This is a genomic window from Nocardia sp. CDC159 (genome assembly GCF_023740735.1).
Lineage (GTDB): Bacteria > Actinomycetota > Actinomycetes > Mycobacteriales > Mycobacteriaceae > Nocardia > Nocardia pulmonis.
Window position 1 is genome coordinate 1 of record NZ_JAMRXH010000019.1, and the last position, 26,264, is coordinate 26,264.

The 26,264-nt window shown below is 66.0% G+C and carries 39 protein-coding genes; all 39 read left to right on the forward strand.

Annotation, left to right across the window (positions count from 1 at the left end; translation table 11 throughout):
- Nucleotides 1-159: 159 nt before the first annotated feature.
- Nucleotides 160-297: a hypothetical protein gene (locus NDR87_RS30830; RefSeq protein WP_251919021.1), complete on the forward strand. Its 138-nt coding sequence runs from the start codon at nucleotides 160-162 to the stop codon at nucleotides 295-297.
- Nucleotides 294-440, forward strand: coding sequence for a hypothetical protein (locus NDR87_RS30835; RefSeq protein ID WP_251919018.1), 147 nt, complete (start codon nucleotides 294-296; stop codon nucleotides 438-440). The genes NDR87_RS30830 and NDR87_RS30835 overlap by 4 nt, the downstream gene beginning before the upstream one ends.
- A 55-nt stretch (nucleotides 441-495) precedes the next feature.
- Nucleotides 496-705, forward strand: coding sequence for a hypothetical protein (locus NDR87_RS30840; RefSeq protein ID WP_251941260.1), 210 nt, complete (start codon nucleotides 496-498; stop codon nucleotides 703-705).
- A 316-nt stretch (nucleotides 706-1,021) separates the two neighbouring features.
- Nucleotides 1,022-1,807 carry a hypothetical protein gene (locus tag NDR87_RS30845; RefSeq protein WP_251917509.1) on the forward strand — a complete coding sequence of 262 codons (786 nt, stop codon included), beginning with the start codon at nucleotides 1,022-1,024 and terminating at the stop codon, nucleotides 1,805-1,807.
- A gap of 128 nt (nucleotides 1,808-1,935) precedes the next feature.
- Complete coding sequence (locus NDR87_RS30850) at nucleotides 1,936-2,166, forward strand: hypothetical protein (protein WP_251917508.1); 231 nt, start codon at nucleotides 1,936-1,938, stop codon at nucleotides 2,164-2,166.
- Nucleotides 2,167-2,535: 369 nt separating this feature from the next.
- The gene (locus tag NDR87_RS30855) at nucleotides 2,536-2,703 is read left to right on the forward strand and encodes a hypothetical protein (RefSeq protein WP_251917507.1); all 168 of its coding nucleotides are present in this window, start codon (nucleotides 2,536-2,538) and stop codon (nucleotides 2,701-2,703) included.
- Nucleotides 2,704-2,871: 168 nt separating this feature from the next.
- Entirely contained in the window at nucleotides 2,872-3,135 is a 264-nt protein-coding gene (locus NDR87_RS30860; RefSeq protein ID WP_251917506.1) for a hypothetical protein, read from the forward strand.
- A complete protein-coding gene (locus tag NDR87_RS37470; protein ID WP_286014258.1) occupies nucleotides 3,128-3,259 on the forward strand; it encodes a hypothetical protein in 132 nt (43 codons plus the stop codon). Before NDR87_RS30860 ends, NDR87_RS37470 begins: the two co-directional genes overlap by 8 nt.
- 4 nt (nucleotides 3,260-3,263) lie before the next feature.
- A complete protein-coding gene (locus NDR87_RS30865; protein WP_251917505.1) occupies nucleotides 3,264-3,428 on the forward strand; it encodes a hypothetical protein in 165 nt (54 codons plus the stop codon).
- A gap of 57 nt (nucleotides 3,429-3,485) precedes the next feature.
- The gene (locus NDR87_RS30870) at nucleotides 3,486-3,818 is read left to right on the forward strand and encodes a hypothetical protein (RefSeq protein WP_251917504.1); all 333 of its coding nucleotides are present in this window, start codon (nucleotides 3,486-3,488) and stop codon (nucleotides 3,816-3,818) included.
- Between the two features lie 124 nt (nucleotides 3,819-3,942).
- Nucleotides 3,943-4,224: a hypothetical protein gene (locus tag NDR87_RS30875; protein ID WP_251917503.1), complete on the forward strand. Its 282-nt coding sequence runs from the start codon at nucleotides 3,943-3,945 to the stop codon at nucleotides 4,222-4,224.
- A gap of 9 nt (nucleotides 4,225-4,233) precedes the next feature.
- Nucleotides 4,234-4,470, forward strand: coding sequence for a hypothetical protein (locus NDR87_RS30880; RefSeq protein ID WP_251917502.1), 237 nt, complete (start codon nucleotides 4,234-4,236; stop codon nucleotides 4,468-4,470).
- Nucleotides 4,471-4,812: 342 nt separating this feature from the next.
- Nucleotides 4,813-4,974: a hypothetical protein gene (locus NDR87_RS30885; protein WP_251917501.1), complete on the forward strand. Its 162-nt coding sequence runs from the start codon at nucleotides 4,813-4,815 to the stop codon at nucleotides 4,972-4,974.
- 211 nt (nucleotides 4,975-5,185) lie between these two features.
- The gene (locus tag NDR87_RS30890; protein WP_251917500.1) at nucleotides 5,186-5,692 is read left to right on the forward strand and encodes a hypothetical protein; all 507 of its coding nucleotides are present in this window, start codon (nucleotides 5,186-5,188) and stop codon (nucleotides 5,690-5,692) included.
- Nucleotides 5,679-6,749 (forward strand): terminase, encoded by a 1,071-nt coding sequence (locus NDR87_RS30895; protein ID WP_251917499.1) that lies wholly within the window; start codon nucleotides 5,679-5,681, stop codon nucleotides 6,747-6,749. Before NDR87_RS30890 ends, NDR87_RS30895 begins: the two co-directional genes overlap by 14 nt.
- Before the next feature lie 175 nt (nucleotides 6,750-6,924).
- A complete protein-coding gene (locus tag NDR87_RS30900) occupies nucleotides 6,925-7,332 on the forward strand; it encodes a hypothetical protein (RefSeq protein WP_251917498.1) in 408 nt (135 codons plus the stop codon).
- Nucleotides 7,333-7,343: 11 nt separating this feature from the next.
- Nucleotides 7,344-8,768, forward strand: a complete 1,425-nt coding sequence (locus NDR87_RS30905; RefSeq protein ID WP_251917497.1) for a phage portal protein — start codon at nucleotides 7,344-7,346, stop codon at nucleotides 8,766-8,768.
- The gene (locus tag NDR87_RS30910; protein ID WP_251917496.1) at nucleotides 8,734-9,690 is read left to right on the forward strand and encodes a hypothetical protein; all 957 of its coding nucleotides are present in this window, start codon (nucleotides 8,734-8,736) and stop codon (nucleotides 9,688-9,690) included. The genes NDR87_RS30905 and NDR87_RS30910 overlap by 35 nt, the downstream gene beginning before the upstream one ends.
- Nucleotides 9,691-9,744: 54 nt before the next feature.
- Nucleotides 9,745-10,287 carry a hypothetical protein gene (locus NDR87_RS30915; RefSeq protein ID WP_251917495.1) on the forward strand — a complete coding sequence of 181 codons (543 nt, stop codon included), beginning with the start codon at nucleotides 9,745-9,747 and terminating at the stop codon, nucleotides 10,285-10,287.
- A gap of 22 nt (nucleotides 10,288-10,309) precedes the next feature.
- The gene (locus tag NDR87_RS30920) at nucleotides 10,310-10,678 is read left to right on the forward strand and encodes a potassium transporter (protein ID WP_251917494.1); all 369 of its coding nucleotides are present in this window, start codon (nucleotides 10,310-10,312) and stop codon (nucleotides 10,676-10,678) included.
- Between the two features lie 15 nt (nucleotides 10,679-10,693).
- Nucleotides 10,694-11,722, forward strand: coding sequence for a major capsid protein (locus tag NDR87_RS30925; RefSeq protein ID WP_251917493.1), 1,029 nt, complete (start codon nucleotides 10,694-10,696; stop codon nucleotides 11,720-11,722).
- Complete coding sequence (locus NDR87_RS30930; RefSeq protein WP_251917492.1) at nucleotides 11,719-11,916, forward strand: hypothetical protein; 198 nt, start codon at nucleotides 11,719-11,721, stop codon at nucleotides 11,914-11,916. Before NDR87_RS30925 ends, NDR87_RS30930 begins: the two co-directional genes overlap by 4 nt.
- Nucleotides 11,913-12,293 (forward strand): hypothetical protein, encoded by a 381-nt coding sequence (locus NDR87_RS30935; protein ID WP_251917491.1) that lies wholly within the window; start codon nucleotides 11,913-11,915, stop codon nucleotides 12,291-12,293. Before NDR87_RS30930 ends, NDR87_RS30935 begins: the two co-directional genes overlap by 4 nt.
- Nucleotides 12,294-12,484: 191 nt before the next feature.
- Entirely contained in the window at nucleotides 12,485-12,685 is a 201-nt protein-coding gene (locus NDR87_RS30940) for a hypothetical protein (RefSeq protein ID WP_251917490.1), read from the forward strand.
- Nucleotides 12,686-12,688: 3 nt separating this feature from the next.
- Nucleotides 12,689-12,874: a hypothetical protein gene (locus NDR87_RS30945; protein WP_251917489.1), complete on the forward strand. Its 186-nt coding sequence runs from the start codon at nucleotides 12,689-12,691 to the stop codon at nucleotides 12,872-12,874.
- On the forward strand, nucleotides 12,871-13,176 hold the full coding sequence (locus tag NDR87_RS30950; protein ID WP_251917488.1) for an HK97 gp10 family phage protein: 306 nt from the start codon (nucleotides 12,871-12,873) through the stop codon (nucleotides 13,174-13,176). The genes NDR87_RS30945 and NDR87_RS30950 overlap by 4 nt, the downstream gene beginning before the upstream one ends.
- Nucleotides 13,173-13,616 carry a hypothetical protein gene (locus tag NDR87_RS30955; protein ID WP_251917487.1) on the forward strand — a complete coding sequence of 148 codons (444 nt, stop codon included), beginning with the start codon at nucleotides 13,173-13,175 and terminating at the stop codon, nucleotides 13,614-13,616. The genes NDR87_RS30950 and NDR87_RS30955 overlap by 4 nt, the downstream gene beginning before the upstream one ends.
- A gap of 52 nt (nucleotides 13,617-13,668) precedes the next feature.
- On the forward strand, nucleotides 13,669-14,481 hold the full coding sequence (locus NDR87_RS30960) for a hypothetical protein (protein ID WP_251917486.1): 813 nt from the start codon (nucleotides 13,669-13,671) through the stop codon (nucleotides 14,479-14,481).
- Entirely contained in the window at nucleotides 14,481-14,918 is a 438-nt protein-coding gene (locus NDR87_RS30965) for a hypothetical protein (protein ID WP_251917485.1), read from the forward strand. Before NDR87_RS30960 ends, NDR87_RS30965 begins: the two co-directional genes overlap by 1 nt.
- Nucleotides 14,919-14,941: 23 nt before the next feature.
- Nucleotides 14,942-15,310 (forward strand): hypothetical protein, encoded by a 369-nt coding sequence (locus NDR87_RS30970; RefSeq protein ID WP_251917484.1) that lies wholly within the window; start codon nucleotides 14,942-14,944, stop codon nucleotides 15,308-15,310.
- A gap of 4 nt (nucleotides 15,311-15,314) precedes the next feature.
- Nucleotides 15,315-19,880, forward strand: coding sequence for a phage tail tape measure protein (locus NDR87_RS30975; protein ID WP_251917483.1), 4,566 nt, complete (start codon nucleotides 15,315-15,317; stop codon nucleotides 19,878-19,880).
- Nucleotides 19,877-20,815 (forward strand): phage tail protein, encoded by a 939-nt coding sequence (locus tag NDR87_RS30980; RefSeq protein WP_251917482.1) that lies wholly within the window; start codon nucleotides 19,877-19,879, stop codon nucleotides 20,813-20,815. The genes NDR87_RS30975 and NDR87_RS30980 overlap by 4 nt, the downstream gene beginning before the upstream one ends.
- Nucleotides 20,812-22,461: a phage tail protein gene (locus NDR87_RS30985; RefSeq protein ID WP_251917481.1), complete on the forward strand. Its 1,650-nt coding sequence runs from the start codon at nucleotides 20,812-20,814 to the stop codon at nucleotides 22,459-22,461. The genes NDR87_RS30980 and NDR87_RS30985 overlap by 4 nt, the downstream gene beginning before the upstream one ends.
- Before the next feature lie 8 nt (nucleotides 22,462-22,469).
- The gene (locus tag NDR87_RS30990; RefSeq protein ID WP_251917480.1) at nucleotides 22,470-23,045 is read left to right on the forward strand and encodes a DUF2744 domain-containing protein; all 576 of its coding nucleotides are present in this window, start codon (nucleotides 22,470-22,472) and stop codon (nucleotides 23,043-23,045) included.
- Between the two features lie 8 nt (nucleotides 23,046-23,053).
- Nucleotides 23,054-24,439, forward strand: a complete 1,386-nt coding sequence (locus NDR87_RS30995) for a M23 family metallopeptidase (RefSeq protein WP_251917479.1) — start codon at nucleotides 23,054-23,056, stop codon at nucleotides 24,437-24,439.
- A complete protein-coding gene (locus tag NDR87_RS31000) occupies nucleotides 24,436-24,702 on the forward strand; it encodes a hypothetical protein (protein ID WP_251917478.1) in 267 nt (88 codons plus the stop codon). The genes NDR87_RS30995 and NDR87_RS31000 overlap by 4 nt, the downstream gene beginning before the upstream one ends.
- Nucleotides 24,703-25,041, forward strand: a complete 339-nt coding sequence (locus NDR87_RS31005; protein ID WP_251917477.1) for a hypothetical protein — start codon at nucleotides 24,703-24,705, stop codon at nucleotides 25,039-25,041.
- A gap of 183 nt (nucleotides 25,042-25,224) precedes the next feature.
- Complete coding sequence (locus NDR87_RS31010; RefSeq protein WP_251917476.1) at nucleotides 25,225-25,611, forward strand: hypothetical protein; 387 nt, start codon at nucleotides 25,225-25,227, stop codon at nucleotides 25,609-25,611.
- Entirely contained in the window at nucleotides 25,608-26,261 is a 654-nt protein-coding gene (locus NDR87_RS31015; RefSeq protein ID WP_251917475.1) for a hypothetical protein, read from the forward strand. Before NDR87_RS31010 ends, NDR87_RS31015 begins: the two co-directional genes overlap by 4 nt.
- The last annotated feature ends 3 nt before the right edge of the window (nucleotides 26,262-26,264 follow it).

A 26,264-nucleotide genomic window follows, 5' to 3' on the forward strand; every position in this document is an offset into this window, starting at 1 on the left:
GAGATTTCCGGACTGACCAAGCTCGGTGCCAGAGTCCACGCCAAGGCGAACGAACATCCCGAACGCCCATAAGCCAACATACCGGCGGCCAGCCCGCCGAACTCTCCGGAAATTCCGGACGGTTGCCGAAAACCATTGTGCGGTAAGGAGATTCCAACCATGCCAACCTACAAGGTCACCCTGCGCGTCTTCGAGGACGACCCCCTCAGCGAAGCAGCCGTCAAGGCGAAGATCTTGGACGCCTGCGAGGACGCGCCCATCAGCTTCGAGATCGATGGAGTGGAACTGGAGCAGTGATCGACCCCGCCGCCCTCAACGAAGACCCAGCCTATCCCTGCTACGACGGCGGCCGACACGCCTACCGCCAGTCGGACGACGACGCGCGGATCGAATGCCCCCGCTGCGGCGCGGAAGTTCTCACCGAGGAGCTGACCGAATGAGCACCGAGCACGAACCGAGCGGGCGGGAACCCAACAACAGAGTGGGTGGTCAGCCGTGACCAGCAACCCCGAACCAGACCTGAACTGGATAGACGAGTTGCTTCACGGAATCGACCACGAAGAGACAGAACACGAACACGGCTGGTGGGAGACATCAACCGGTGCCGCATTCGGCAAACGCATCCTGACCGAACTGAAACAACAGATCACCGCCCGCTACCACACCACCCCGGCCGACCATCACGTTCGAGATGGACGGCCGTAACACCCGCATGGCCAGCCAAGGCCGTACTCACGAGCAGATTCCCGGAGGCGACTGGATCGAGACCACAAACGGCGAGATCGCCTACTTTGTGCCGAAATTCCGGTTCGACCCACCCCCGACGATCACGTTCACAGGCGAGGAGGATCCGCGCGGCGGCTCGAGTTCTTCCCCGTAACCCGCTATCCTGGAGGTGCTTTCGTTCTGGCGCAACTTTCTTCGGCATCACGGCCGGTCGCGGTTCCCCTTCCGTGACCGGCCTTCCGCGTCTCTGCGGGTCGGCTCGAGATCGCCCCCGGTTTTCCCTACCCTGACAACCATGAGCAACCGGCAGTGCGCAGCGTGCAGTCGAGAGACCGACATGTTCCTGTGCTGGCACTGTTGCCGCACGCTACGGGACCGCCTGGAGACGGCGGCGTGGCTCGCAACCGAACTGGACGTCACCCTTGCCCGCCAGGATCGCATGGGCGGGCCGGGCAACATGGCGCGCCGCGGCGCGGAGATGCCCCTGCCGCTGCATCTCGCGGCCAGTGAAGCCGGTTGGGTTCTGCGCAACACCGTGACGGCGTGGGCTCGCGACGTCTGCGAGACTCGGGACATCGAATACCCCGACGCCGCCGGAACGGCGGACGTGGCGCGCTGGCTGGCCCGCAACGCCGTCTCCATCGCCCTGTCCGAAGGCGCCGGGCAGGCGTTCGAAGAGATCGACGCCGCAGTGAAATCCGCGCAGCGCGTCATCGACCGGCCGCCGGGACGGCTGTACGTCGGGCCGTGCGGTGCTGAATCCGACGGCGCGCAATGTCATGCCGACATCTATGTGCGGATGGGTAGTGAGGAGGCTCGCTGCCCAGTCTGTGGGACTGCCCACTCGGTCGAGCAGCGCCGGGAGGAGTTGCGTGCCCAGGTGCGCGAGTTGCTCGGCACGGCGGCGGAATTGGCGCGCCTGTTGCCGTGGATCATGGGCGCGCCGATCACCCGCAAGCGGATCACCTACTACGCGAACAAGGGCATGATCTCGCGGCGGGAGCATCGCGGGGAGACGGTGTTTCAGATCGGCGAGGTTATCGACGCGCACATCCAATGCGAGGGTCGCCGAGCGGCGTAGACACGCGATTTTCGGCGACCTGCAGGTATCCGCGCGAATGTTACGCTAAGCGCGTTGGCGCGTAGTGTGTCCCGCGCTGGACCGGATGGATGTTCCGGGAATCCCCGCGATTCCTCTCAGGAGCATCCATGCAGAACATCACCATCGGCCGATACGGCGACGACTGCGGCCTTGTCCATCGCGGCGAGACTGGCGCCATCGAGCGCATCGAGAAGACGCACGCCGGCTGGATCGAAGGCATCCGCGACGACGGTTCGGGTTGGATCATGTTCCTCGACGCCGAGGGCAGCCCGTGTGTCTTCTGGGCCTCGCGGGAGCCGGACGGCGGCGTGATCGGCGAAGGCATCCCGCTCGGCTGAGCGGGCCTATGGGTGGCAGCGCGTGAATCCGGTCCGACATTGTGCGAATCCGCCGGTAAGCGCCCCATGACCCCGAGACGCGCGGGAGAGGTCACCGCTGCGCGCTGCAACCCCCCAACGCCTTCCCTATGTTGGGGATCGTTCCGCCGAAGTCCTAGGGAAAGTTTGGCGGCCCCCGCTTACCACGACGAGGACCGCCCATTGTCGGCTCGCTACACCCGTTTACGCTGAACCTGACGCCAACCACTCAAGCGGCCGGATGCCCCGTCCCACAACGGGATTGCCGTCCCGCGTTCGTCCGGACTTGCGTCCGGCGTGTGGGACATCCCGCCGAGAGTATCGCGCACCACCGACAAGGGAGGTCGGATCGTGGACCACGTCGACGCGATCGAGGTCCAGCTGGTCGCATCCGTAACGAAGATCGCCGATGACATCAGCGCCATGCTCGCGGCGCCTTCCTTCGCCGACACCGCTGTGGCCACACTGCGGCCGACCTTGCGTGAGGCGGCTTTGGCTATCGAGGCAGGGGCGTTCTGATGGACCTGACGCAGATCCTTCTCCTGCTGATCGCCATCTTCACGGGCATCACGGCTCTGCGGAGCCTGCCGTTGTGGAGGCCCTGATGGACCTGTACGCCTGGCTGTGCACTCTCCTGCATCCCGCTCCGGCCGCAGTGCCGCAGGCACAGGAGATCCCGATCCGGGTGTGGACGTGGTGAGTGCGGTGAAGTATGCGGTTCTCCAGCTACGCCGCTGTATTGGCACACGGTTCCGCCGGGCTGGCTGGCACATGCTGGCCGCGCAGGTCGATACGGGACCGCGCGTGCGCCTGTGGGATGCCGATTGGAATCTGCTGCGTGACAGCGATCGCGGCGAGGATGTCAGCTTCGCATCGTTCGACGGGTCGGGCGCCAGGATGATTGTTTCCAAGCCCTTAAGCACGGCCCGATGGAGCGGTCGCGGTGCGTAAGCGGTTGGCGGCCTTGCTGATCCGTTTGGCGCACTGGATTCACCGGCCGACGGTCACGGAGTCGTGGACGCTGTCCGCCGCCGAATGGGACCGGCTGCTCAAGACCGCCCCGCGCGAATCCTGATGTCATGTCCGACGACGCGCAGCGGTACGAGGACGCCGAGCAGGACTACCGCGACGCCGTCGAGGCCCTGGAACAGGCGCAGCAGACCGTAGCCCGCGCGATGGCCGCGCGAATCGTTGCCATAGCCCGCGGCATCGCTTCTCGGACAAGGGGGTCCGATGGCTCGTAGCTGGTGGTTCCTGGCTCATGAGTGGGTTGTGCGGCTGCTTGTCCGTGTCGTGATGCGGTGAAGCTGCTCGATCACCCGATCGTCAAGACCGCGGTGGCACCACAAACGCAGATCAAGATTCACGGCGTTCTGCTGTTGGCCTACTTTCTCCAGATCCCGATCGCGGTGATCTGGTTGAGCGGTTCGATCTCGTACCTGACGTTCATCTCCGTGGAGACGGCGCTCGGTGCGCATTGGGCGGGCATCATTGCCGCGCTGTCATGGCTGTCGAGCAAGCGAGTAGAGGACAACGGATCGCCCTCGGGGACTGAGGCGGTGTCCGAATCGCCCGGCTGCTCCCGGTGTAGGTGCCGAGAAACGCCTGGTGAGACCGAAAACGGCGGTATGTAATTCCAGCCCGAACAAATCAGGAGTAGGCCATGGGCAGCGTCGATCTCGACACCCTCGTTCTCGTCGAAAAGGTCGGCCTCATCGTCATCAAGGCCGTCATCGAGATCATTGGCGCCCTGAACTGATGCCCACCATGAGCAGCCTCTCTGATTTCCTCAATCTCCCCACCACCATCCAACGATTGGAGAACACCATGGGACAGGTAGCCAACGCACTTACCGGCGTGACCGAGCAGCTGGCCAAGATCAAGGAGGAGGTTGCCCGCTCCGGCCAGATGGACGCCCAGGACCAAGAGGTCCTGCGCGCTGTGCGCGAAGGCATCAACGCCATCGACGAGATGAACCCCGACGTAGTCGACGAGCCGACTCCGGCCGAGCCCAGCGAGCCCGGCCAGCCCACTGAATAGCCCGGACCCATGGCGGCCGGATCCCTCGCAGGAATCTTCAAGCAGATGGTGAAGGCCCGCCACGAACTCGCCGGGCTGAAGGCGCTGGTGTCAGACCTGCAAACCTACCTCGCCAACACCGGCAGCCTCGACGCCGAGGCCAAGGCACGCATCGACCGCATCAACCTCGCCATCGATGCGGCGGACACCGAGATCCCCGTAGCCGCTGAGGGATCGGTACACGTGCACCCCGACTCCACGGCCTGACCGATGGCCCGAGCACGGCTACGTCCCTGCTCGCATCCGGGCTGCCCCCGCATCCAACCTGAAGCCCGATGCCCCAAGCATCGGACCGAGCGTGACCGTCAACTCCGCGCCACCACACCCACCAAGGCGACACGGGACTGGGCCGAACGCCAACGCCGAGCCCAGGCGGTAGCGCGACACCGATCCGAGCACGGTGACTGGTGTCCCGGATGGCAGCGACCAGCCCATCGGGCAACCGATCTGACAGCTGATCACGCCGATCCGGTAGCCAACGGCGATCCCACCGGTGCCCTGCGGGTCCTGTGCCGTTCATGCAACTCCGCCAAGGGAGCCCGCTAACCCATGACCACCGACGACCTGTTGGCCGCGGCGCAAGACCTGGCACAGCGGTACCCCCGAGCCGACCTCATCAAGAACAGCGTCGGCAACCTCGTCGTCGTGGACGAGGATGGCCAGTCGGTGGCCTACCTGGACCTGTCGACCGGCGAGATCGACACCTTCTAGCCCCACCCCAGGGGGAGGACCCCTGAGGCCCATCACCGCGCCACCCCGGCTGAGGGCGCTCGATGGTGCGAACGGTTCAACTTGCCCCCGACCGGGGGCGTTCTGCTGGTTCGGCGCGATGCCGTTCCGGTTCTGTCGCTGGTGGCGCGATGCCGCCGGAGGAGGTCGAAAAATGCCGCATGGAGGAGCGCGGAATCGTTCTGGGCCGCCTGTGGATCCGAAGTCGGGCCGCTCGGATCGCCGCGGCCTGACGTTCGCCCGGTTGCCGGTCGAGGGTTACGACGGTGAGGTGCCGGAGTTCCCGTTGATGCCTCGGCGTGTGATGCGCTGGGAGTACGGCGAGAAGGGGGCTCGCTGGCAGGTCGTCGACGCCGAGGCGACCGAGTTCGTCCAGCAGCGTGAGGCCGAGCTGTGGGGGTGGGCGTGGCGCACTCCGCAGGCGGTGGCGTGGGCTCGCGAGCCGTGGCGCTGGCAGGCGGTCGCGCATTGGGTGCGCACGTCGGTGATCTGCGAATCGGATGAAGCGATGGCTTCGGATCGCGGGTCGCTGCACCGGTTCGCGGACCAAATCGGAATGACCCCAGCCGGTTTGAAGGAGAACGGCTGGGCGATCGCCGCCGACGAGGTGGCGACGGCGCGGTCGGAGAAGAAGACGAAGGCGCCGAGTTCGGCACCGCCGGAGCGGCGGCTGCGGGCGGTGCCGGGTGGCGGGGACTGACGGCTTCGTCGTCGATTTCCCGACGATCGGCGATATCGCGGAGGCGTGGGTCCGGCAGCACTGCGTGATCCCGGACGGGTTCCGCCGCGGCGCGGAGTTCGTGTGGTCGGATTGGCAGTTCTGGTGCTCGGCGAACTACTACCGGATCAGGCCAGGGGTTGCGTGGCTGTCGCCGGATGAGCCGCTGCTGAATCAGGCGTTCGTCTATCGGCGTGCGCAGGTCGTGGCGCCGCAGAAGACCGGCAAGGGTCCTTGGTCTGCGTCGGTGACTTGCGTGGAGGCGGTTGGGCCGTCGCAGTTCCTCGGCTGGGCTGGCAAGGGCGACGGGTGGGCGTGCTCGGACTGGGGGTGCGGCTGCGGCTGGGAGTACGAGTACCAGCCGGGGGAGCCAATGGCGATGCGCCACCCCTCGCCGGTCATCCAGCTGACCGCGACGAACGAAGACCAGGTCGGCAACGTGTACCGCCCGCTCACGGCCATGATCAAGCTCGGTCCGCTGTCGGATCTGATGGCGGTGCGTGAGGGCTTCATCCGCATCATGGGCTCGGTGGGCGGGGACGACTTCGACCGGATTGACGCGGTCACCTCGAGCGCGACCGGCCGAGTCGGCAACCCGGTGTCGTGGGTGCTGCAGGACGAGACCGGGCTTTATACGAAGACGAACAAGATGGTCGGGATCGCCGAGACGCAGCGCCGCGGCGCCGCGGGTATGAACGGCCGGACGATGGAGACGACCAACGCGTGGGACCCGTCGGAGAACTCGACCGCGCAACGCACCTACGAGTCCCAGGCGCCGGACATCTGGAAGTTCTTCCGCATCCCGCCTGCGGGGTTGAGCTGGGGTAACAAGCGGGATCGGCGCAAGATCCTGCGCTACGTGTACGACGGGTCGCCGTGGGTGAATCTCGATTCGATCGAGGCCGAAGCGGTCGAGCTGAACGAGCTGGATCCGGCGCAGGCCGAAAGATTCTTCGGCAATCGGTTGGTGGCTCGGGCTGGTAGTTGGCTGCCGGACGGGTTGTGGGACAGCTGCTATGCCGAGAATCTGGCTTCCTAACCCTCCCTCGGGAACCGCTGTCTGCGCAGGGTTCGACGGGTCGGAGAACAACGACTGGACCGCCTTGCGCTGCGAAACACGGGACGGCTTCCAGTTCACTCCGCGGTACGGTCCCGACCGGCGGCCGACGATCTGGGCTCCCGAGCAGTGGGGCGGGCGCATCCCGCGCGGGGAAGTGCATGCCGCGATCGACGAGGTGTTCAACACCTGGGTCGTGCAACGGCTGTACGCGGACCCGCAGGATTGGCGGTCCGAGATCGGGGATTGGTCGCTGCGCTACGGCGCTGAGCATGTCTTCGAGTGGGCCACCAACCGCATCACCCAGATGTACGCGGCGATCCGGCGTTACGAGACCGACCTGAAGACCCACCGGACAACACACGACGGCTGCCCGATCACGGAGATCCATATGGCGAACTGCCGCAAGGTGATCAAGCCTGGTGACAAGTACGTACTCGGGAAACCGGCGGATCACCAGAAGATCGACGCGTCGATGGCGTCGATCCTCGCGCACGAGGCCGCCGCGGACGCTCGTGAAGCGGGTTGGGAAGACGTAGACGGTCGCATGTTCTGTTTCAGCTGAGGAGGTGAGCGTTGGTCGAATTGCGCACGAAGCTCACCGACGACGAGCGGGACATGGTCAATAAGCTGTCTGGCCGGTTGGGGACGCTGGCGAGGGCCGACAAGCTCAACGACGCTTATTACGAAGGCGCGCAACGGCTCAGGCACATCGGTTTGGCGGTGCCGGAGGAGTTCCGGATTTTCGAGCTGGTGGCGAACTGGCCCCGCATGTACATCGACGAGCTGTCACGTCGCCAGAAGCCCAAGAGCATCTACCGCCCGGGTGCCGACAGAGCGGACCCCGTGTTGCAGGAGGCATTCGACGCCAACAATCTTGCGGCGGAGGTGCCCATCTTGGCTAAGGAGAACATGATCTTTGGCCGGATGTTCACGGTGGTCGGCACCAACGAAGATGATCCAGAACATCCGCTGATCACGGTCGAGTCGCCGCGGCAGATGGCGTGCCTGGTGAACCAGCGTCGACGGCGCATGGACGCCGCGCTTCGCCGGTATCAGGAGCAAGACGGCACGCAGGTGGCGACATTGTTCCTGCCGGCCAAGACCATTCAGCTCGTCCAGTCTCGTGATGGCTGGGACATCGACATCGTGGGCTCCGATTCCGGCGTGGACGAGCACGGTCTTGGCCGAGTCCCCGTGGTGTTGTTCTTGAACCGGCGCCGATTGGGCAAATGGCACGGCACCACAGAGATGGCCGACATAATCCCCCTCACCGACGCCTGCGCACGCACCCTGACCGACCTGCAGTACGGCGTGGAAACCGTTGCCGTACAGAAGCGGTACGTCTTGGGCATCTCCAAGGGCGACTTCGTCGACAAGGACGGCAACCCGCAACCGGTGTGGAAGTCCTACCTTGACGCGCTGTGGGCGACGCAGAAGTCGGCCAAGGATGTCGCGATCGGGCAGTTGCCCGGGGCGGACCTGTCGAACTTCCACAACACGGTCAAGATGTACGCCGAACTCGCCAGCTCCGTGACCGGCCTGCCGTTCCGGTACTTCGGCGCCAACACCGCGAACCCGGCCGCGGAAGGCGCGATCCGCGCGGACGAGTCCCGCATCGTGTCCAACGCCGAGGAGAAGAACGCGCATCTGGGCGTGGGACTCGGTTGGACGCTGGCGATCTATGAGCGGTTCCGCACCGGCGAATGGCCCGCGGCGGGCGAGCCGATCGCGGTGGAATGGCGCAACCCTGCCACCCCGACCAAGGCCGAGGAAGCCGACGCCATCCAGAAACTCAACGGCGGTACCGCGGTGTTGTCACGTGAGGGTTCCTGGGACGAGATGGGCTGGGACGAGCATCGCAAGGCCCGCGAGCGGGGGCACTTCGAGTCCGAGGCGGAGAACTCGCCGCTGGCCCAGTTGAACCGGGGGCTGAACGCGGTCCCGACCAACCAGAACGCCGCCAATGCCAACGGCGCTGCTCCCGCAAACGTCGGCTGATCACTTCGCCGAACAGCACGCGATCAGCGGCTTGGTGCTCGCGGCTGTCGGCGAGATCTGGGGGCGGACAGCTCCGGACGACTTCGATGACTGGTTCGACGCCAATATCGATCAGATCGTCGCGGCGATCACGCTGGGACAGCGGCGAGCGGTCATCGGTGCCGACGACTACGTGGCCGCGGTACTCGCCGAGCTGGAGACCCCGGTCGAGGCGGACGTGGAGATCGACCCCGCCCCGCTGGTGGGAGTCGCCTCGGATGGGCGCGGTTTGGACGGACTGATGTATGGCCCGATCATCACCGCCAAACATCATGTGGCGCTGGGGGAGTCGCCGGGAATGGCGTGGTCGTCGGCTGGACAGGCCGCGTTGATGCAGGTTCAGACCCAACTCGCTGACGCGTCCCGGGTGGCCGTCGGGCTCGGAATTACAGCACGCCGGGGCGTTGGGTATGTGCGGATGCTCAACCGCCCCAGCTGCTCACGGTGTGCGGTGTTGGCTGGGCGTTGGTATCGCAAGGCGGGATTTCTGAGGCATCCGCGCTGCGACTGCCGCCACATTCCCTCGACACGGCGCCGCGCGCGCAGCCTGGCCACAGACGCGAGAAAGTACTTCGACAGCCTCACCGAGGCGGAGCAGAACCGCGCGTTCACCGTGTCTGGTGCGGAGGCGATCCGCGATGGATCCGATATCGCCCAGGTGGTGAATGCTCGCCGCGGCATGAACGAGGCGGGCGTCTACGGGCGGACCCTGCTCATCACGACCGAGGGCGTTACCCGGCGCGGCCTGGCGGGGAAGCGGATCCGCGCTCGTGGTCGGACCCCGAAAAGGACACCTCGACTGATGCCCGAGGCCATTTATCAGATCGCCGAGGACCGCGCAGACGTGTTGCGCCTGCTGCACCTGAACGGCTATCTGCGCTGACTTCCGCCGCGCGCGATGCGTGGCCGGATCACCCCCGCGATGGAGGACTCACGAATGACGGCACCTGCTACCGGAACCGCGCCTGCGGAGCCCGGGACGACAGAGCCCACCACGGCGCCGCAGGCGCCGGTGACACCGGCAGCGGAGCCCGCGACGGGCACGACGGACGGTGAACTCGGCGACGCCGGAAAGGCCGCGATCCAGAAGGAACGCGACGCGCGCAAAGCGGCGGAGAAGGCGCGACGCGAGGCCGAAGCTGAGTTGCAGAGGATCAAGGACGCGAACAAGTCCGAGGACGAGCGTCGCGCGGACCGCATCGCGCAGCTCGAGAAGGACGCCGCGAAGGCGCTCCGGTACGAGGCTGCCGAGAAGGCCGAACTGCCATTGGCCTTGGCCGCACGCCTGAAGGGCGAAACGCTCGACGAAATGATCGCCGACGCCCAAGAGCTCAAGCAGCTTCTCGGCGTCACCGCGACCACACCTGCGGCCCCGCCCACTCCGAAGCCCGACCCGCGGCAAGGCGGCGGACAAGCCGATGTCGGTGGGTCGATGGCTGCTGGCCGCGCTTATTACGAGGCGCGCAAGAACCGAACCTGACCCCCAGAAAAGGAGGGGAGCAATGGATCTGACCCTCAAGACCGAAACGTTCGGCCAGGACGATCAGTCGTGGCTGGCGTCGGCCGAGGGAACCGATCGTGCCCGCACGATCACCCTCGACCTGTCCACCTTCGCCGGAGCCGACTACACCGACGGCTACCTCAAGTCCGGCTGGACGTTGCGCAAGCTCGGCAGCGGCAAGTACGGCAAGCGCAGCGACGGCGACACCGAAGCCATCGCCGGGCACCTACTGACCGCGGTGCGCGTCCCCACAGGTGCCACCAAAGTGGCGGGCGCGCTGCTGTGGCACGGCGCCGTGTACGCCGCGAAGGTCCCCAATCCACCCAACGCTGCAGGCCAGGCCACGGCCAAGGCCGTCAGCTACTTCTGAGAGGAGGCGTAACCCATGGCACTCGTCATCAATTCGGACTACGTCACCCCCGCTGAGCTGACCGGCTACGTCCGTACCGCCCTGGCCGATCAGCCGATCAACGACCTGCAGCTGATCGACAACCTGCTGCCGGACACCACGGTCGACGACGTCGAGTTCCGCGCCAACATCACCCAGCGCGGCTTGCGGCGCGCCGGGCGGTTCCGGTCGTGGGACACCGAGGCACCGATCACTGGCCGCAAGGGCGTTACCCGGATCTCCGGTGAGCTGCCTCCGCTGTCGGAGAAGCGGCGACTCGGCGAGTACGACCGGCTGCGGCTGCGCAAGGCCGACAACCAGATCCGCGACCTGATCTTCAACGACGGTGTGGAGCTGGCGCAGGCGCTGCGGACCCGAATCATCATGGCCAAGGCATCGGCGCTGGTGAACGGCAAGGTCACCCTCGCCGAGAACGGCCTGGACCTCGAGGCGGACTTCCAGCGGCTGTCCGGCCATTCGGTGACCGCGGCGACTCTGTGGAGCGTCACGGGTGCAGGTGCTGCGGACCCGGTCGCAGATCAGGAGTCGTGGTTCTCCACGTTCCGGGCCACCCAGTCGGGCAACCCGATTCGGGCGATCACCTCCCAGCGGGTGATGTCGGCGCTGATGCGCAACGACAAGATCCGCGCCTACACGCTGCCGCCCGGCAGCACGCAGGGCATCGTGACCCGCGAGCAGGTGAACGCGCTGGTCACCTCGTTCGGGCATCCGCCGTTCGAGATCTTCGACGCCCAGGTGGAGGACGCGGACGGCAACGCCTCCCGGCTCATCCCGGACAACAAGATCCTCTACATCGGCGCCTCCCGAATCGGTGAAACCCTGTGGGGCACCACTGCGGAAGCGATCGAACCGGAGTACGGGATCGACGCGACCGACGCTCCGGGAATCGTGGTCGGCTCCTACATCGACAACGATCCGGTCGCACGCTGGACCAAGGCGTCGGGCATCGGGTTGCCGATGCTGCTCAACGCCAACGCCACCATGATTGCGACGGTGCTGTCATGAGGAAGCTGAACACCTACGTCCACGTGCACGACGGCGAGGGCAACACGCGCGTGTTCGGCCCCGACGACGACGTGCCCGCCGACATGGCGAAGCTCATCACCAATCCTGCGGTTTGGCAGTCCAATAAGGATGACCAAGCCGACGATGAGGATGAGGCGGGCTCGCGCAGCGGACGGCGGCGCGCGACCTCGTGACCGCGCTGTTCGATCTGACCGATGTGCAGGAAATTGCTGGCGAGACATACGAAGAACCCGAACTCACCCAGGTGAATCGGTTCATCGCGATCGCCGAGGCGAAGATCCGCAGCAAGGTCAGCCGGATCGATGACCGAATCGCTTCCGGCGATCTGGATCCGGTGCTGGTGAAGGGTGTCGGTGCCGAGGTGGTGATGCGGGCAGTCGCGACGCTGCGCCGCGGGCTCGGTGTGCGACGCACCGAATACCCCGAAATCAGCACCGAATACGAACCGGCAACCGCGCAAAACCTGGTCTACGTCACCGACGAGGACGTCGCCGACCTCATCGACACCGCCGAAGACGCAGACGCCTTCACCATCCGGACCGCGCTGTGAGCAAACTGCCCGAGCGGTGGACGCTGCTGCGACAAGGGCCTCCTACACAGGACCCCTCAACCGGCAACCACATCCCCGGCGTTGTCACAGAACTCCCCTGGTGGGGGCTCCTGCAGCAGCGAATCATCACAGATCCCCAAATCGAGGAATTCGACGACGGGCACGCGAGTCAGCGACTGACTCTGCTCCTGTTGCCGGGACTGCCGGGCGGCACCAACCGGCGGGACGTGTGGCGATTCGACGGTCCCGAGCATGTGTCAGACCTGGTTGCGGTGGGCGACACCGTCACCGTGCAGGGCACACCCCGGACACGCCGTCCCGCGGGGGGCTCTCGTAAGCCCGCCTACATCGCCGCGATCGTGCGGCACTCATCCGACCTCAAGGAGGGATGACCAATGATCGTCTCCTGGAAGGACTCCGACGGCCGCCAGCACTGGGGCGCCGAGGACTCCAAGGCATACCGCAAGTACCGCGAGGACAACCCCGACAAGCCTGCCGAACAGGCGGACGCGAAGCCGGAGAAGCCGGAGAGGACCACCGCGACGGTGGTCGTGACACCGGACGAGGCCAAGAGCAAGTGACTGTAGCTCGGCTGACGATCTTCGACGACATCGTCACCCGTTCCGCGCGCGTTTTCTCGACAGCCCGGCGCCGGGAAATCGCTGCAGATATCGCCGCGGAGGCGCGGGCCGCGGCGCCGGTGCTGACTGGGCAATACCGCGACGGTATCGCCGTGGAAGCCTCGGGCGACGACGTCCGCGTCGTCGACAACGACCCGGACGCTGTCTATAAGGAGTACGGGACCAGCGACACCCCGGCGCACGCCGCGCTGACCGACGCCGCGCGCAGGCGCGGTCGCTACTCCGGTTGGCAGCCGCGGTGACCCCGATCCTGTTCGCGCCGGGTGCCGTTCGAGCGTTCCTGGTGGCGCAACCGGCGATCACCGCGAGGGTACCCGCCGGATCCATCACCACCCGCGAGCTCCCGGATCCGATCAACGGGCCGTTCGTGATCCTGCGCGCCCCTGGAAACGTCGGCGTCGACCCGCTGCTGCGACGGCCGCTGGTCCAAGTCGACGCCTGGGCACCGAAGATCGAAATCCTCGGCGGCAGCACCGATCCCGAAGAGCTGACGTGGGACATCGCAGCCCTGGCAGGCGAACTGCTCGGGCGCGCACCCTCGCAGGAATTCCGCGGGTCCGCGTGGAAAGCAACCTGGACCGACGGCCCGATCACGTTCGTCGACACCAAACGCGGCGCCGACCAACCGCTGTTCCGGGCAACGGTCCGTGTCGAGCTGAAAATGCGCGCCCCGCGCGACTGACCCCATTCCAGCTCACATCCCGATGTGAGCGACCCAATCACATGGAGGAAACGTGAGCACTCACGCCAATCCCGAAAAGGCGTATGTGTGGCTGGATGGCGACGGCTACCGCGCCCCGGCAGGCACCGCGATCCCGACCAACCCGTTCGCCACCAGTCCCGTCACTGGCTCCCTCACCTGGGACGCCTACGGCGGCATCGAGGCAGGGTTTGAGCTGACTCCGACCCGCGACACCTCGCCGAAGCGGGTATGGAACCGGCGCCTGGCCCCGTACAAGGTCATCAAGAGCCCCACCGAGGAGCGGGTGAAGCTGCGCCCGGTCGACTACTCAGTGGCGACCGTGCTGACCGCGCTGCAGGGCGGCACGATCTCCGAGCTCAGCTCGGGGGTGTATCGGTGGAATCCCGGCGACGACGAAGAGTTCGCGATCCTGCTGGTCTTGCGCGATGAGGCCGCCACGCAGGCGTTCTACAGCGAGCGGGTCACCCTCACCACGCCGCCGCCGCGGACCTTCGGCGGTGAGGACCTGGACGGGTTCGAGATCGAGTTGCTGGCGCTGGAGCCGTTCGTTCCGCTCACCTCGTTCAACCCGCTCGCGACCAACGCGACCGTCACCATCGGCGGGTCCCCCACAGGTGGTACCTGGACGCTGACCTACGCCGGTCAGACGACCTCGGGTATCGCTTACAACGCCGCGGCTGCCGCGGTGCAGTCGGCACTGGAAGCGCTGTCGACCATCGGGTCGGGCAACGCGACGGTCACCGGGTCGTCCGGCGGCCCCTACACCGTCGTCATCGACACGCCCGGCACTCTCACCGGTAGCGGCGCGGGCCTGACCCCGTCCGGAACGGTGACCGTCAGCTGATGGCAGCCCCCAGGAAGGCCGCGGCGCGTTCCTCTGCTCGGCGTCCGGCACGGCCCAAGCTCAAGGCCGTGCCGGAGCCGCAGCCGATCGACATCCTCGCCGACTTCGGAACCGACGAAAAACCGCCCCTGCCAATCAAGCTCGGCACGGTGGAAGCGGACGTGCTGCGCGGATTTTCCGGCGAACAGGTGGTGAAGTTCCATCAGTTGGTCGGGGAAATGAAATTCGACGAGATGCTGGATCTGATCACCACCGACGGCGCCGGGCTGTGGGAGATCATCGGAGGACTCACCCCCGCCTACGCGTCCAAGGCGCTGAACCGGATCATCAAACTCAGTGAGATCTACGCGGGGGAACTCATCGCGCCCTTGCCGGGCTTCGGGATGGATCCCGCTGGGGCGCAACCTTCGCCAGAATCTACCGCCACTACGGACTGAACCTGCATATCGCGCTGGCGACCATGCCGTACCCGGACATCGCGGCGCTCATCGAGGATGCCGAAGCCCGCGACGCCCAGGCCGCCCGGGACAGCGAGAACCTGGCGATGCTTGTCGACCGCTCCGACTTCGACCTCAACTTCGATTACGTCACCGGCACAAGCGATCCCGACGATCCCGAAATCGCTCGCGAGCGGGCGCTACGCAAAAAGCACGGCATCAAACCGCCGCCGCTGCCGATCCTCGCGCCGGTCGCGCAACGCGACCCGAAGGTCACCGCCGAACTCATCGAACGCTATCGGGCGGCGCAGAAGCCGTACGAAATCCCCTCCGAGAAGCCCACATCCAAGCTCGACCTGCTGACCAGGTCCCGACGCGACGCGGGGAGGTGACCGTATGCCAGGTGGTCGGATCGATATCCTCGTCCACCCCGATACCCGCGAGTTCGTGGGCAAGCTGCGCAGCGGTCTCGCTCCAGCGGTCGGTGTCGCCGGGGCGATCGGCGGCGCGCTCGGATTGGCGATCGGCGGCGCCGCGGCGTTCGGCCAAGTCATCAAGATCGGCAACGAGTTCACGACCAGCCTGAACACGATGAAGGCCGTGGCCGGGGCGACCGCCGACCAGATGGCGCAGGTATCGGCCAAAGCCCGGCAGTTGGGCCAGGATGTCTCCCTGCCCGGCACCTCCGCCAACGACGCGGCGAGCGCGATGCTCGAGTTGGCGAAGGGCGGGTTCTCGGTTCAACAGGCAATGGATGCCGCCCGAGGGTCGCTGCAGCTCGCCGCCGCCGCGCAGGTCGACGCCGCCGAGGCCGCGCGCATCCAGTCCTCGGCGCTGCAGGCATTCGGCCTGCAGGCCGCCGACGCGGGCCGCGTCGCGGACGTCCTCGCCAACACGGCGAACGCGTCCTCGGCGGAGATCACTGACGTCGCGTACGCGCTGCAAAGCGGCGCGACAGTGGCCCATCAGTTCGGACTGACCATCGAGGACACCGCGGCGGCGATCGGTCTTTTCGCCAACTCGGGCATCAAAGGCTCCGACGCTGGAACCCTGCTCAAGACCGCATTGCTCGCGCTGACTGATCAGGGCAAACCCGCGCAGGCCGCGATACGCGAGCTTGGTCTGCGGGTATACGACGCCCAAGGCAGATTCGTTGGCCTGCACAAGTTGTTCGGGCAGTTGGCGGACGCGTCGCACCGGATGACCGACGAGCAGTACCAGGCCGCGACCGCCACCCTGTTCGGCTCCGACGCCATGCGGTTGGCGAGCATCGCCGCCGAGAAGGGCGCCGCCGGATTCGACGCGATGCACGCGGCGATGAGCAAACAGGGCTCCGCCGCGGCCGTCGCCGCCGCGCGGATGCAGGGCTTGCCCGGCGCGATGCAGCAGGCGAAAAACGCTGCCGAGGGCTTGGCGCTCGGCATTTACGACCTGGTCAAGGGGCCGCTGGAAGCGTTCACCAAGAAGACCGCCGACGTCATCACCGACGCGACGCCCGGCATCGTCGGCGGATTGCACGCGGGCGCGGACGCTGCGGTCGCGCTCGGGCGCGAAATCGCACCGCTGGCGAAATGGTTGGCCGATCTCCCGCCACCAATCCTTGCCGCCACTGCCGCCCTGATCGCATTCCGCGCCACCGGCATTGGTACCGCGCTGTCTAGCGCTGTGGGCACCAGCACCGGAGCGCTACGCGGCTTCAACGAGCAGATGGCGGTGCAACGCAGCCTCGCCGCCGCCAGCGGCCACAGCATCGGCGCATTCGGTGCCGCGGTCGCCACCCTCGAAACGAAGGTGCCTGTCCTGTCCAGGATGGGAGAGGCGTACCGCGCCACCGCCGAGTCGGCGTCGGTGTTCGCGCGCACCCAAGGCACGGTCGCCGCGGCCACCACCGGGCTACGTTCGGCCGCTGGCGGATTGGTCGGTCTGCTGGGCGGGCCGTGGGGCCTGGCGATCGCGGGCGCGACCGCGCTGGTCGCCGCGCACATCGAAGCATCGTCCAAGGCGCGCGCCATGCAGAGCACCCTGGCCGAGGCGACGGTGGCCGGTGCGAAAGCTCAAGCGGAGTTCGGCAAGGCGGTAGGAGCGGCCAACGGCGCCCTCAACCAGCAGTCCCTCGCTGCCGCCAACGCCGCGGTGAAGGCGAGCTTGGCCGAGATCGTCGAAGGCGCTGCGCAGGGCCAGTCCGCGATCGGCAGGCTGCAAAAGCAGCTGCAGGAGTGGCGGGTCCTCGCCGACCGCCCGATGAAGGACCCGATCGGCCTCGGGCTGGGCGAGGACACCGACGTCTACACCAAGCGGCAGCGCCAGATCGACGCCTACAACGCGTTGCGGAACGTGCTGGGGCAGTTGAAGATCGACATGAACGATCTCGGCGCGGTGGTCGCCAAGGGTGGCCCGCAGTACGACTCGCTGATCAGCAAGCTTCGGGCCAGCGGCGACGCGGGCGCGTACGCGGCGGACAAGCTGCAGGCCACCCACGAGCAGCTTGCGCAGGCACAACGCACCGCCGCCAACACGACCCGCGGCTATTACGACTTGGCAGCCGCGGTCAAGATCCTCGCCGACCAGTCCGCCTCTGCGGCCGACCGAGTAAACGCGATGAAGACGGCGCTGGACGTGTTGTCCGGCAAGCCCGTTCAGGCGCAGGAAGCGCTCGCGCAATACAACGAGCAGGTCCGCAACACTGCGGCAGCCACTCAGCAGGCGTGGGATCGCACCAAGGGGTGGGGCGATGCGCTGATCGGGCAGAGCGGCCAGGTCAACACCGCCACCGAGAACGGTAAGCGGCTCTACGACCAGCTCCAAGGCATCATCGACAAGACCGTGGGGGTTGCCGCGGCCGGTGGTGACGTGGCCCCGGTCCTGGCCCGCAACGGGCAACTGTTCGAACAACTCGCTGCTCAGGCCGGGCTATCGCGCGACCAGGTGGAGAGGATGGCCGCGCAGCTGGGTTATCTGCCGAAGAACATCGAGATCTTGGCGCAGCTCAAGGGCGCGGACGGTGTCGAGCAGCAGCTGATCGTGATTCAGGGTCTTCTGCAAGCCAACGCAGCCGGTGTCGACATCCCGGTGAACGCGGACACCGAAGCCGCGATCGCGAAGCTGAAAGAGGCAGGTGTCAAGGTCGAGGAGGTCAACGGCAAAAAGGGCGTTGTTCATGTATCGGCCGATGATGCCGAGGCTAGGCGAAAGCTCGATGAGCTGATCGCCAAACAATTGCCGGTCAAGAAGCAGAAGGTCGTTGTCGAATACGAGACCCGCGGCGAAGCGCTGGCCCGCGCTGGTGTCCCCCAGGACTTCGTCGGCCCCGTCCAGGTGCAACCGAGGGCCGAGGGCGGTGTGTCCGGCCCGCTCCCGAGCCAGGCCACCATCCAGGCCCCGCAGCCACGGCTGTATCAGTGGGCGGAGCCGGAAACCGGCGGCGAAGCTTTCATTCCGCTCGCGCCTTCGAAGCGGTCCCGGTCGGTGGATATCTTGGCCACCGTCGCAGGACATTTCGGCTTCGGGCTGACCCAGATGGCTGAGGGCGGCATCGCGGTCACGCGGGCGATGAACTTCCTGCGCGGCCAGTCGGGCAAGGCGTATCAGTATGGGGGAGTTGGCAATCCAAGCTGGGACTGTTCCGGGTTCATCTCAGCCGCCTACGCTCTGCTGAAGGGCCTGAGCCCGTTCACTCGCTGGTTCACCACCGAGTCGAACTTCGGGGCGCTCGGCTTCCGTCGCGGCCTCGACCCGACCGGGCGAGGACTGTCGATCGGCGTCTACAACGGCGGCGGCGGCCAGTACTCGCACATGGCCGGAACCCTCGCGGGCACGCCTCTGGAATCGGGATCCAACGGTGTGCGGGTGGGTACGGGAGCGGCTGGCGCCGCAGACGGCCAGTTCCCGAACAAGTACCACCTGCCCGGCAGTGCATTCAACCCACCTGACTCCGGCGCCGGATCCGGACGGGTAACGCTGACCGTTCGCGGCAGCGGCACCGGCCAGACCGGGACATGGGACGCCTCCGATGATCTCGAGTTGGAGTCGGCCCGCATCAGCCTGAACAAGGCTAAGCAGAGGCGCGATGAGGATCTTGCCGATCCGAAGAAGTCTCCGGACGACAAGCGGCAAGCCGAAATCGACGTGCAGCGTGCCGAACTTCGCGTGAAGGAGTTGGAGGAGAAGAAGGATCGCGCCGCGACCACGGGCGGCCCTGTACCCGAGGCACCTCCGCTGGCGGGGAATCTCACCGACGACGAAATCCGGCTGCAGGAACTGCATTTGGCGATCAAGCGCGCCAAGGATGAACGCAACGAGGTCTACAACGATCCCGAGGCGAGCGAGGATGACCGGCTCGCGGCGGATCTGGCCCTTCAGAGAGCCATGAACGCCCTCGCCGAGGAGCAGAAAAAGCAGCGCGAGGATGAAAATGCAGTCAGCGGGGGAAGCGGCAGCTCCAGCAGTCCCGTGGAGTTGCTCGGCGACGCGGTGAAAGAAGCCGTCGTCGGACAGGTGAGAGACGTCCTGACGGTGATCGGCCTCGGTGGCGACATCCAAGGCGTCACCGGCGCGGCGATCGGCATCGCCGCCGACCAATTCAAGAAGCAGCAGCGCAAGCCCGCCCCGGGGCCTTTCTCCCCCGACGAGTTGGCCAAGCAAGGCCCGGTCACTCCCGGTACCCCGAACTGGCTCGAGGAGATGATGAAAACCCTGCGCATCCCCGCCGTGATCCGTGACGAAGGCGGCCCGCTGCCGACTGGCACCGCCGCGATCAACACCTCCGGCGAGACCGAATGGGTATTCACGGGCGCGCAGATGCGGGCTGCGGCTGCTGGCCGGGCGGCGATGAAGCAGACCATCGACGCCTCGGTGCGTATAGAGAACCTTCACACCGGCATGAGTGCGGGTGAGTTCCAGCGCGAATGGAAGATGCTGCAGATCGGCCAGCGTGACCGGGCGCGGGCGTGGGTGGGCCGATGATCGACCCGCCGAAGGGCGTGCTGGTCGAGCTCGAGGGTTGCGATGGGGAATGGTGGCCGCTGTCGGGTGAAGGGCAGTGGGACCGCGGCGCGTGCCTCGCCGACGAAGATGAGGGCACCGACTTCGACGGCATGTATGACGCCCCGTTCACCGCCATCTACAACAGCACAGCGTTTCAGATCGGGGCTGAGTTCGGTGGAATCCGCGAGGAGAAATACGACTTCATCCTTGCAGTTCACCTTCTCGGCACCAAGCAAATGCCCTGGCGCTACGTGGATTCCGCATTCCGCAAAAGCCTCTCGCCGAAGCGGGACGCGCGCCTGTGGGTGACGACCGATGATTCGCGGCGGCATCTGCCGGTGCGGTTGGGTGCGAAACCGAAGATCAAGGCCGTCAACGATCCCGACGCCGAGCAGTACGGGCTCCTGCTGTTGCCGCTGGTGGGTGCCTATCCACGGTGGATCGAAGAACCGGCCAAGTCGACGTTCGTCACCCAGACCGACACCACCGGCGGCGGAACCGAAACCGGGTACGTCACCGTCTCGAACCCGCTGCCGGAGGACTACGAGATTTGGCTGCAATGGCGCATCCAAGCCTCCAACGCGGGCATGGTCGTGACCCTCCCTGACTTCTCCTGGGGCAATGACGAATTCGAGCGCGCCAGTCTGGACGCCGCCCGCAAGATCCAGCTCGCCCCACTGCTGGCCGGTGAGCACCTACTCATCGACACCGACAAGATGGCACTCAACGGCCAGTTCAACTCGTCGCTGGATACCGAGTTCTACCAGCGCATGGGCGGGATCCGCTTCGTGTACCACCTGCCCGGCAACACGCCGCCCACCCAAGTGCCCATCACCGTCACCAAGGCGCCGATCGGCACCGGCATTCAAGTGGTGTGCCCGCGGCCTTGGCCTCGGCCTTGGGGGTTGGAATGACCACTGTCGCGACCATCGACTTCGAGCAGGTCTTCGGCGAGATCGCCGAACGTCTCCGCAAGGATCATGAGCGGCGCATCCGGCCGCCGCTCATGCGGATCTGGGACGGCGATTGGAACCTGGTCGGCGAAGTCCACAACGAGATCAGCGCGAAGTTCACGCTGCCGGAGAACGAAACCGGTGTCGGCACAATCGAACTGCCGTCGAGCTATTACATTTCACGCTGGCTCACCGACCACGACGGCCGCTCCACTGCCAACGTGTTCATCACCGTCGACAAGGACGGCGCCCGCTGGTCGGGGATGCTCGACGACCTCGAGGCATTCAAGGACACCGACGGCCGACGCATCGTCCGCGCCACGTTCAAGAGCGACTACGAGCACCTCAAGCACATCATCGCCTACTCGAATCCCTTCTTACCGCCGGAGATCCAGTTCCCGCGGCTGTGGATCCTGTTCGGTCCGGCGAAGTGGGCGCTCAAACTCACGCTGCTGGTCAACATCCTGCGGCTCGAGGCGAACCTGTGGACGCTGCCCGACGATCCGCTGGACCCGTCGCAGTGGTTCAACCTCGACCAGTCCACCTGGTCGCAAGTCGTGGCACCGCTGGCGATCGAGAACGACACATCCCAGTTCGCGATCGTGCATTCCCGCTTCAAATACATGCACGACGTGTCGAAGCGGATCGTCGCGGACGCGCAACTGACGTGGGAGCCGCGGCGCTGGCTCACCGGCGATGATCCGCCGTGGCCTGGCGCGAACCTGCGCCACGGCACCCTTGTGTGGGACCTGGTCGACAACTCTGGGTGGGACAGCGAAACCAGCTTCGGCGGCGACCTGTTCAGCGGGCTGATTCGGGCGTTCACCTCCATCGGGTCCGACGGGATGACACAGGAGATCGACGTCATCGACGACCCTACGTTCCCGCCGGAGTACTCCACCCCCGGCTACAAGGGCACCAACCCGCGCGCGCCCGGCATCATCCTGCGCGACGGGGACCGAACCGGGGTGCAGTCCAACAGCTTTCACTGGAAACCCGCCACCGACACCGAGTTCGTCACCGGCGGCCACTCCATGCCCGGCGTCAACGAGCTGATCTCCGCGACGATCAACATGATCGGCGACCTGATCGCCGCGGCGCTGTTCGTTCCGCCGATCGGCGGCATGCTGGACGCACTCGCAAAACCCCTGTACACAGACGTGTTCCTAGCGTTCATGAAGTGGCAGGACATCGGGCGGGCGCAACGCCTCGGCTGGAGCCACTACCAAGAGACCTGGTGCGAAGGCGCCGACAGGGCGTACACCCTATCGGCCCTGATAGCCCTCCGCACCGGCATGTGGCGAACCCGTGAGCAGACGACCCACACGGTCACCGTGGCCGACGGGGTGGAGAACCTGCGAATCGGGCAGCGCGGCAAGGGCAACGCGTTCCTCGGCACCCGCATCGGCACCACGGTCCAGAACTGGGGGCCGCCGGGGAAGGTGTACGTCGACCGCATCACCGAACTCACCCTGTCGTGGGACCGCAAGACGACACCGCACTGGGACATCACAATCGGCCACCGCGAACCCGAGGACCCGGTGATGAAGGCTCTGGAGATGCTGCAGGACGTCATGTCGATCGCCCGCGATCTGGGCGTGCTGTAGGAGGGCGAGTGGGGAAGATCTGGCGCATCGAAGACGTCGACCCCGACAACCCGGAAGAGAGGTTTCTTCCAGCGCTGCAGTTCATCCCCATCGGGTTCGGCTCCGACGCGGGGGGCAGGCAGCGAATGGTGTTCCCCGAACCCATCGCGCGGGCGATATCGAAGCACCTCACTGAAGCGGGTTGCCCGCCGATGGATCCCGCGCTGGCGACCAAGAAGGTCCGGCGTCCCTTCCGCGGCGAGCAGCATCCGCTGAACGGGATGGGGGACTGGGTGTCGATCGACGAGCCTGACCCGGAGCCGGTGGTGATCCAGGACCCGGCATCGATGACGGTGGCCGAGCGGGAAGCAGTAGTCGAGCGGATGCGGTACATGGGGTACCGGATCAACGAGCCCGAACCGGGGAAGCCGGTCGCGAAGGTGGTCGATGCGATCGACGAGCCGCCGCGGTTCGACCCGAGCGTACACAGCGTCACCGAGGTGAACGCCTATCTGCGTGGCCTCGACGATGACGTGGAACGGCAGCGAGTGGTGTACGCCGAACGAAACGGCAAGGCGCGCAACGGGATTCTGAGACGGCATTAGGGGTGAGCATGAACCGTTACTGGCCCATGGAACGCGGGTTCGTGCTCACCAGCCCATTCGGCCCTCGTGAGGGTGGATTCCATTGGGGTGCGGACTTCGGCCGCGAAGGCGGAAGCGGTGGACTGCCTGTGTACGCGATGCAAGGCGGCACCGTCCACTATGCGGGGCGAGCAACAGGATTCGGGCTGTGGGTCACGATCGACCACCCAACCGAGGACGGCGGCGGGTACACCGTCTACGGCCACGTCGTCCCGGAAGTCGTCTCCGGGCAGCGGGTTGAGGCCGGGCAGCGCATCGCGCGCATCAATCCGGACCGCGCCACCAATGGGGACGTGGCCCCGCACCTGCACGTCGAGGTACACCGCTACACGTGGGTGCCAGCTCCGAGCCCGGATCGGCTCGACCCGCTGCCATGGCTGAAGGGTGCCGCGTACCCGGAAGGAGGTCAAACCGTGGACTCCCTGTTTGCGGACGTTTCGTATTTTCAAGTGCCAGTAGATGATTCGTATCCGTACCGGATCTTCTCGTTCCGGTCGAACGATGGAACATTCCGGGATCCGCACTTCGCCCATAACTACACCTGGGCGGCCAGGCAAGCCGACGCGGGCAAGCTCGCCTGCTTCATCGTCTACTTCTATTGGCGACCGAACTGGGCGGAAACCGTTGTCACCCATAAGGACATGGTCGAAGCGGCGGGCGGGCCGCACCCGCGGATGATCACGATGATCGACGTCGAGTCCGGCGGCAACCCCGGCGGCGACCAATCCGACGGCATCAACCGCGCCTACTGGGCGGCGGCCGAATGGCTCGGCGACAAGCGGCGCGTCATCGGCTACGCCAACACCCCAGACTTCAACAACATGTGGCGAACCCGCCCGGACGGCTTGCGCATCATCGGCGCCGGGTATGGCCGCAACCCGCGCCTTCCCGGGCAGATCGCGCACCAGTACACCGACGGGAACGGATGCGGCGGCGGGCTTCCCGAGGGCTGTCCGCCCTTCGGTAACTGCGACATGAACGTAGCCAACGGGCTCTCGCCCGAGGAGTTCGCCGCGGCCTGCGGCATAGGAGGAGACGACATGGCATTTCTCGACGAAACCATCACCAACTGGGCGGGCCACACGGTCACTGTCCGCGACGTACTGAAGTACGTCGACCAGTACAACGGGCTGATTCTGGACCAGCTCGTCGGCCCGGGTGCCCGCGAGCGGGGTGGCGATCCGACTCGATGGGAGATTTTGGGCAATCGGACGGTCGTCGAAGCCTTGGCCATCATCGGTGAAACCCTCGGCATCGAAGGGTTTGGGACGGCTGAGGGGAAGAGGAACGCCACCGTCGCCACTCCGATGGCCGGTGCTCAAGCTGATGCCCGGATGCCCGAAGGTGGCAAATGATGGGATCGCTCAACCCATTTGACTACGAGCCCGCCCAGATCGCGAAGGCTCTGGTCGCTGCGCTCACCGCTGTCGTCGGACTGCTGGGACTGCTCGCGTCCACCTTCAGTGACGGCCCCCTCGACGTGGCCGGGCAGTGGGCCGCCGCCGCGGCGCTGTTTCTGACGCCGATCCTGGTGTTCCTGAAGCGAGCGCAGCCGTGGATGGAGATGTTGCATCAGTCGTTGCCAGGGCGGACGCCGGACGGAACCGCTGGCGAATAAATGGTCGGGGATCTCGGCAACCTACCGTGGGACACCATCGCCCCCTGGGGGATCGCGGTGTCGCTGGCGTGGGCGCTGGTGCGGATGGTGCTGTCGGGCAGATTCATTCCGCGAGACCAAGTCGAGATGCTGATGGCGGACCTGCGCAAGAGCAACGAGTTTCTCCAATCCGCCCGCACCGCCGATGCCGCGACGATGGCTGGGCTGGTCAAGCAGAACGAGAAGCTATCCATGCAGGGCGAACTATCGCTGGCGCTGCTGCGTGCCCTGCAAAAGCCCGGCATGGCGGGCATCACGCACCCGGAGAGCCCTGACAATGTGGCGTCGACGCAGGAATAGCCCGCCAGAATCGGACGAGACCCGCAAGGCCCGGGAGGCCGCGGAGCGGGCTGAAGCGCAACGCCGCCGCGTCGAGGCCAGATGGCCGGACATCAACCGCATCGGCGCGGCATTGGAGAACGCGTTGCGCCGCAATCACTTCGGGGAGCAAATCGAACGATCTTTCGCACTCCGGAGGAACCGATGATCCGTAAGAACCGTATTGTGCTGGTCATAGCGACGCTGCTCAGTATCGCCATTCTGGCCGTCGTGCGCGACTACAACACCGCCGCCAACATCTTCCTGGGAGTTCTGGCGGTGAAGTGCTGGGTCTTCGTGCTGCTGTATGGAATTCGGAGCGACTGGCGGGCGACCGCACCGGGGCGCGCGATCATGCGGCTCGTGTTGTGTATCGGCCTGATCTGCACCCAAGGCACGGTGACCATCCTGACCAATGCGACCTATCCAGGTCGCCCGATGGTTCGTGTGATCCTCCTTGCCGGTGTGGCGTTGGCGGTTCTGGACCTGTTGGTGACTCTGGTAAGCAGCCAAAACGACGAGCGGGAAAAGACCGCCGGAGGCGGTGAATGACAACTCCGGGCGGGTCACCGACCAGTGACGCGTTCGTGGTGGGATCGGCCTACGGATCCGATCTCAACGAAGAGTCGGTGAAGGCCATCGCCACCGGCGGCGCGCGGGTGTCGTTCGAAGGCGTACAAAGTGGGGTCAATAGCCAGATTCGGACCCGGATCGACGGCGCGTACGCCGCCGTAGAGATCGCCCAGGGGTCGGCCGATCAGGCAGTAACCACCGCGCAGGCCGCAGCCAACAGCGCCGCCGCGGCAGTCGAAACCGCTGACATCGCCTACGACAACGCGAGCTACTGGGAATCCGAATGCGTGGTGGCGTCCGCGGCAGTCCTCCTCGGGGTCAACGAACTACTGATCGGACTCGCCCAGAACGTCCCCACCGGACGAACCCGCAAGATCACTGACCTGCACATCGCCCTGCTGTCCCAACCCAACGGGATGGTCATCGAGACGAAAAAGTTCAACTCGACGGGCACCTCCTCGAGCGTCGTCCACACCGCCAGCCTGGGGGCGAACGTCACCCGCATCAACTACCAGAACTTGAACATCAACGTGGCGGACAAAGAGCGAATCTTCTGGAACGTCGCGAGCATCACGGGCTCGACGGCTCCGACCGCGCTACAGATCCTCGTGTTCGGTGTCATCCTGTAGGAG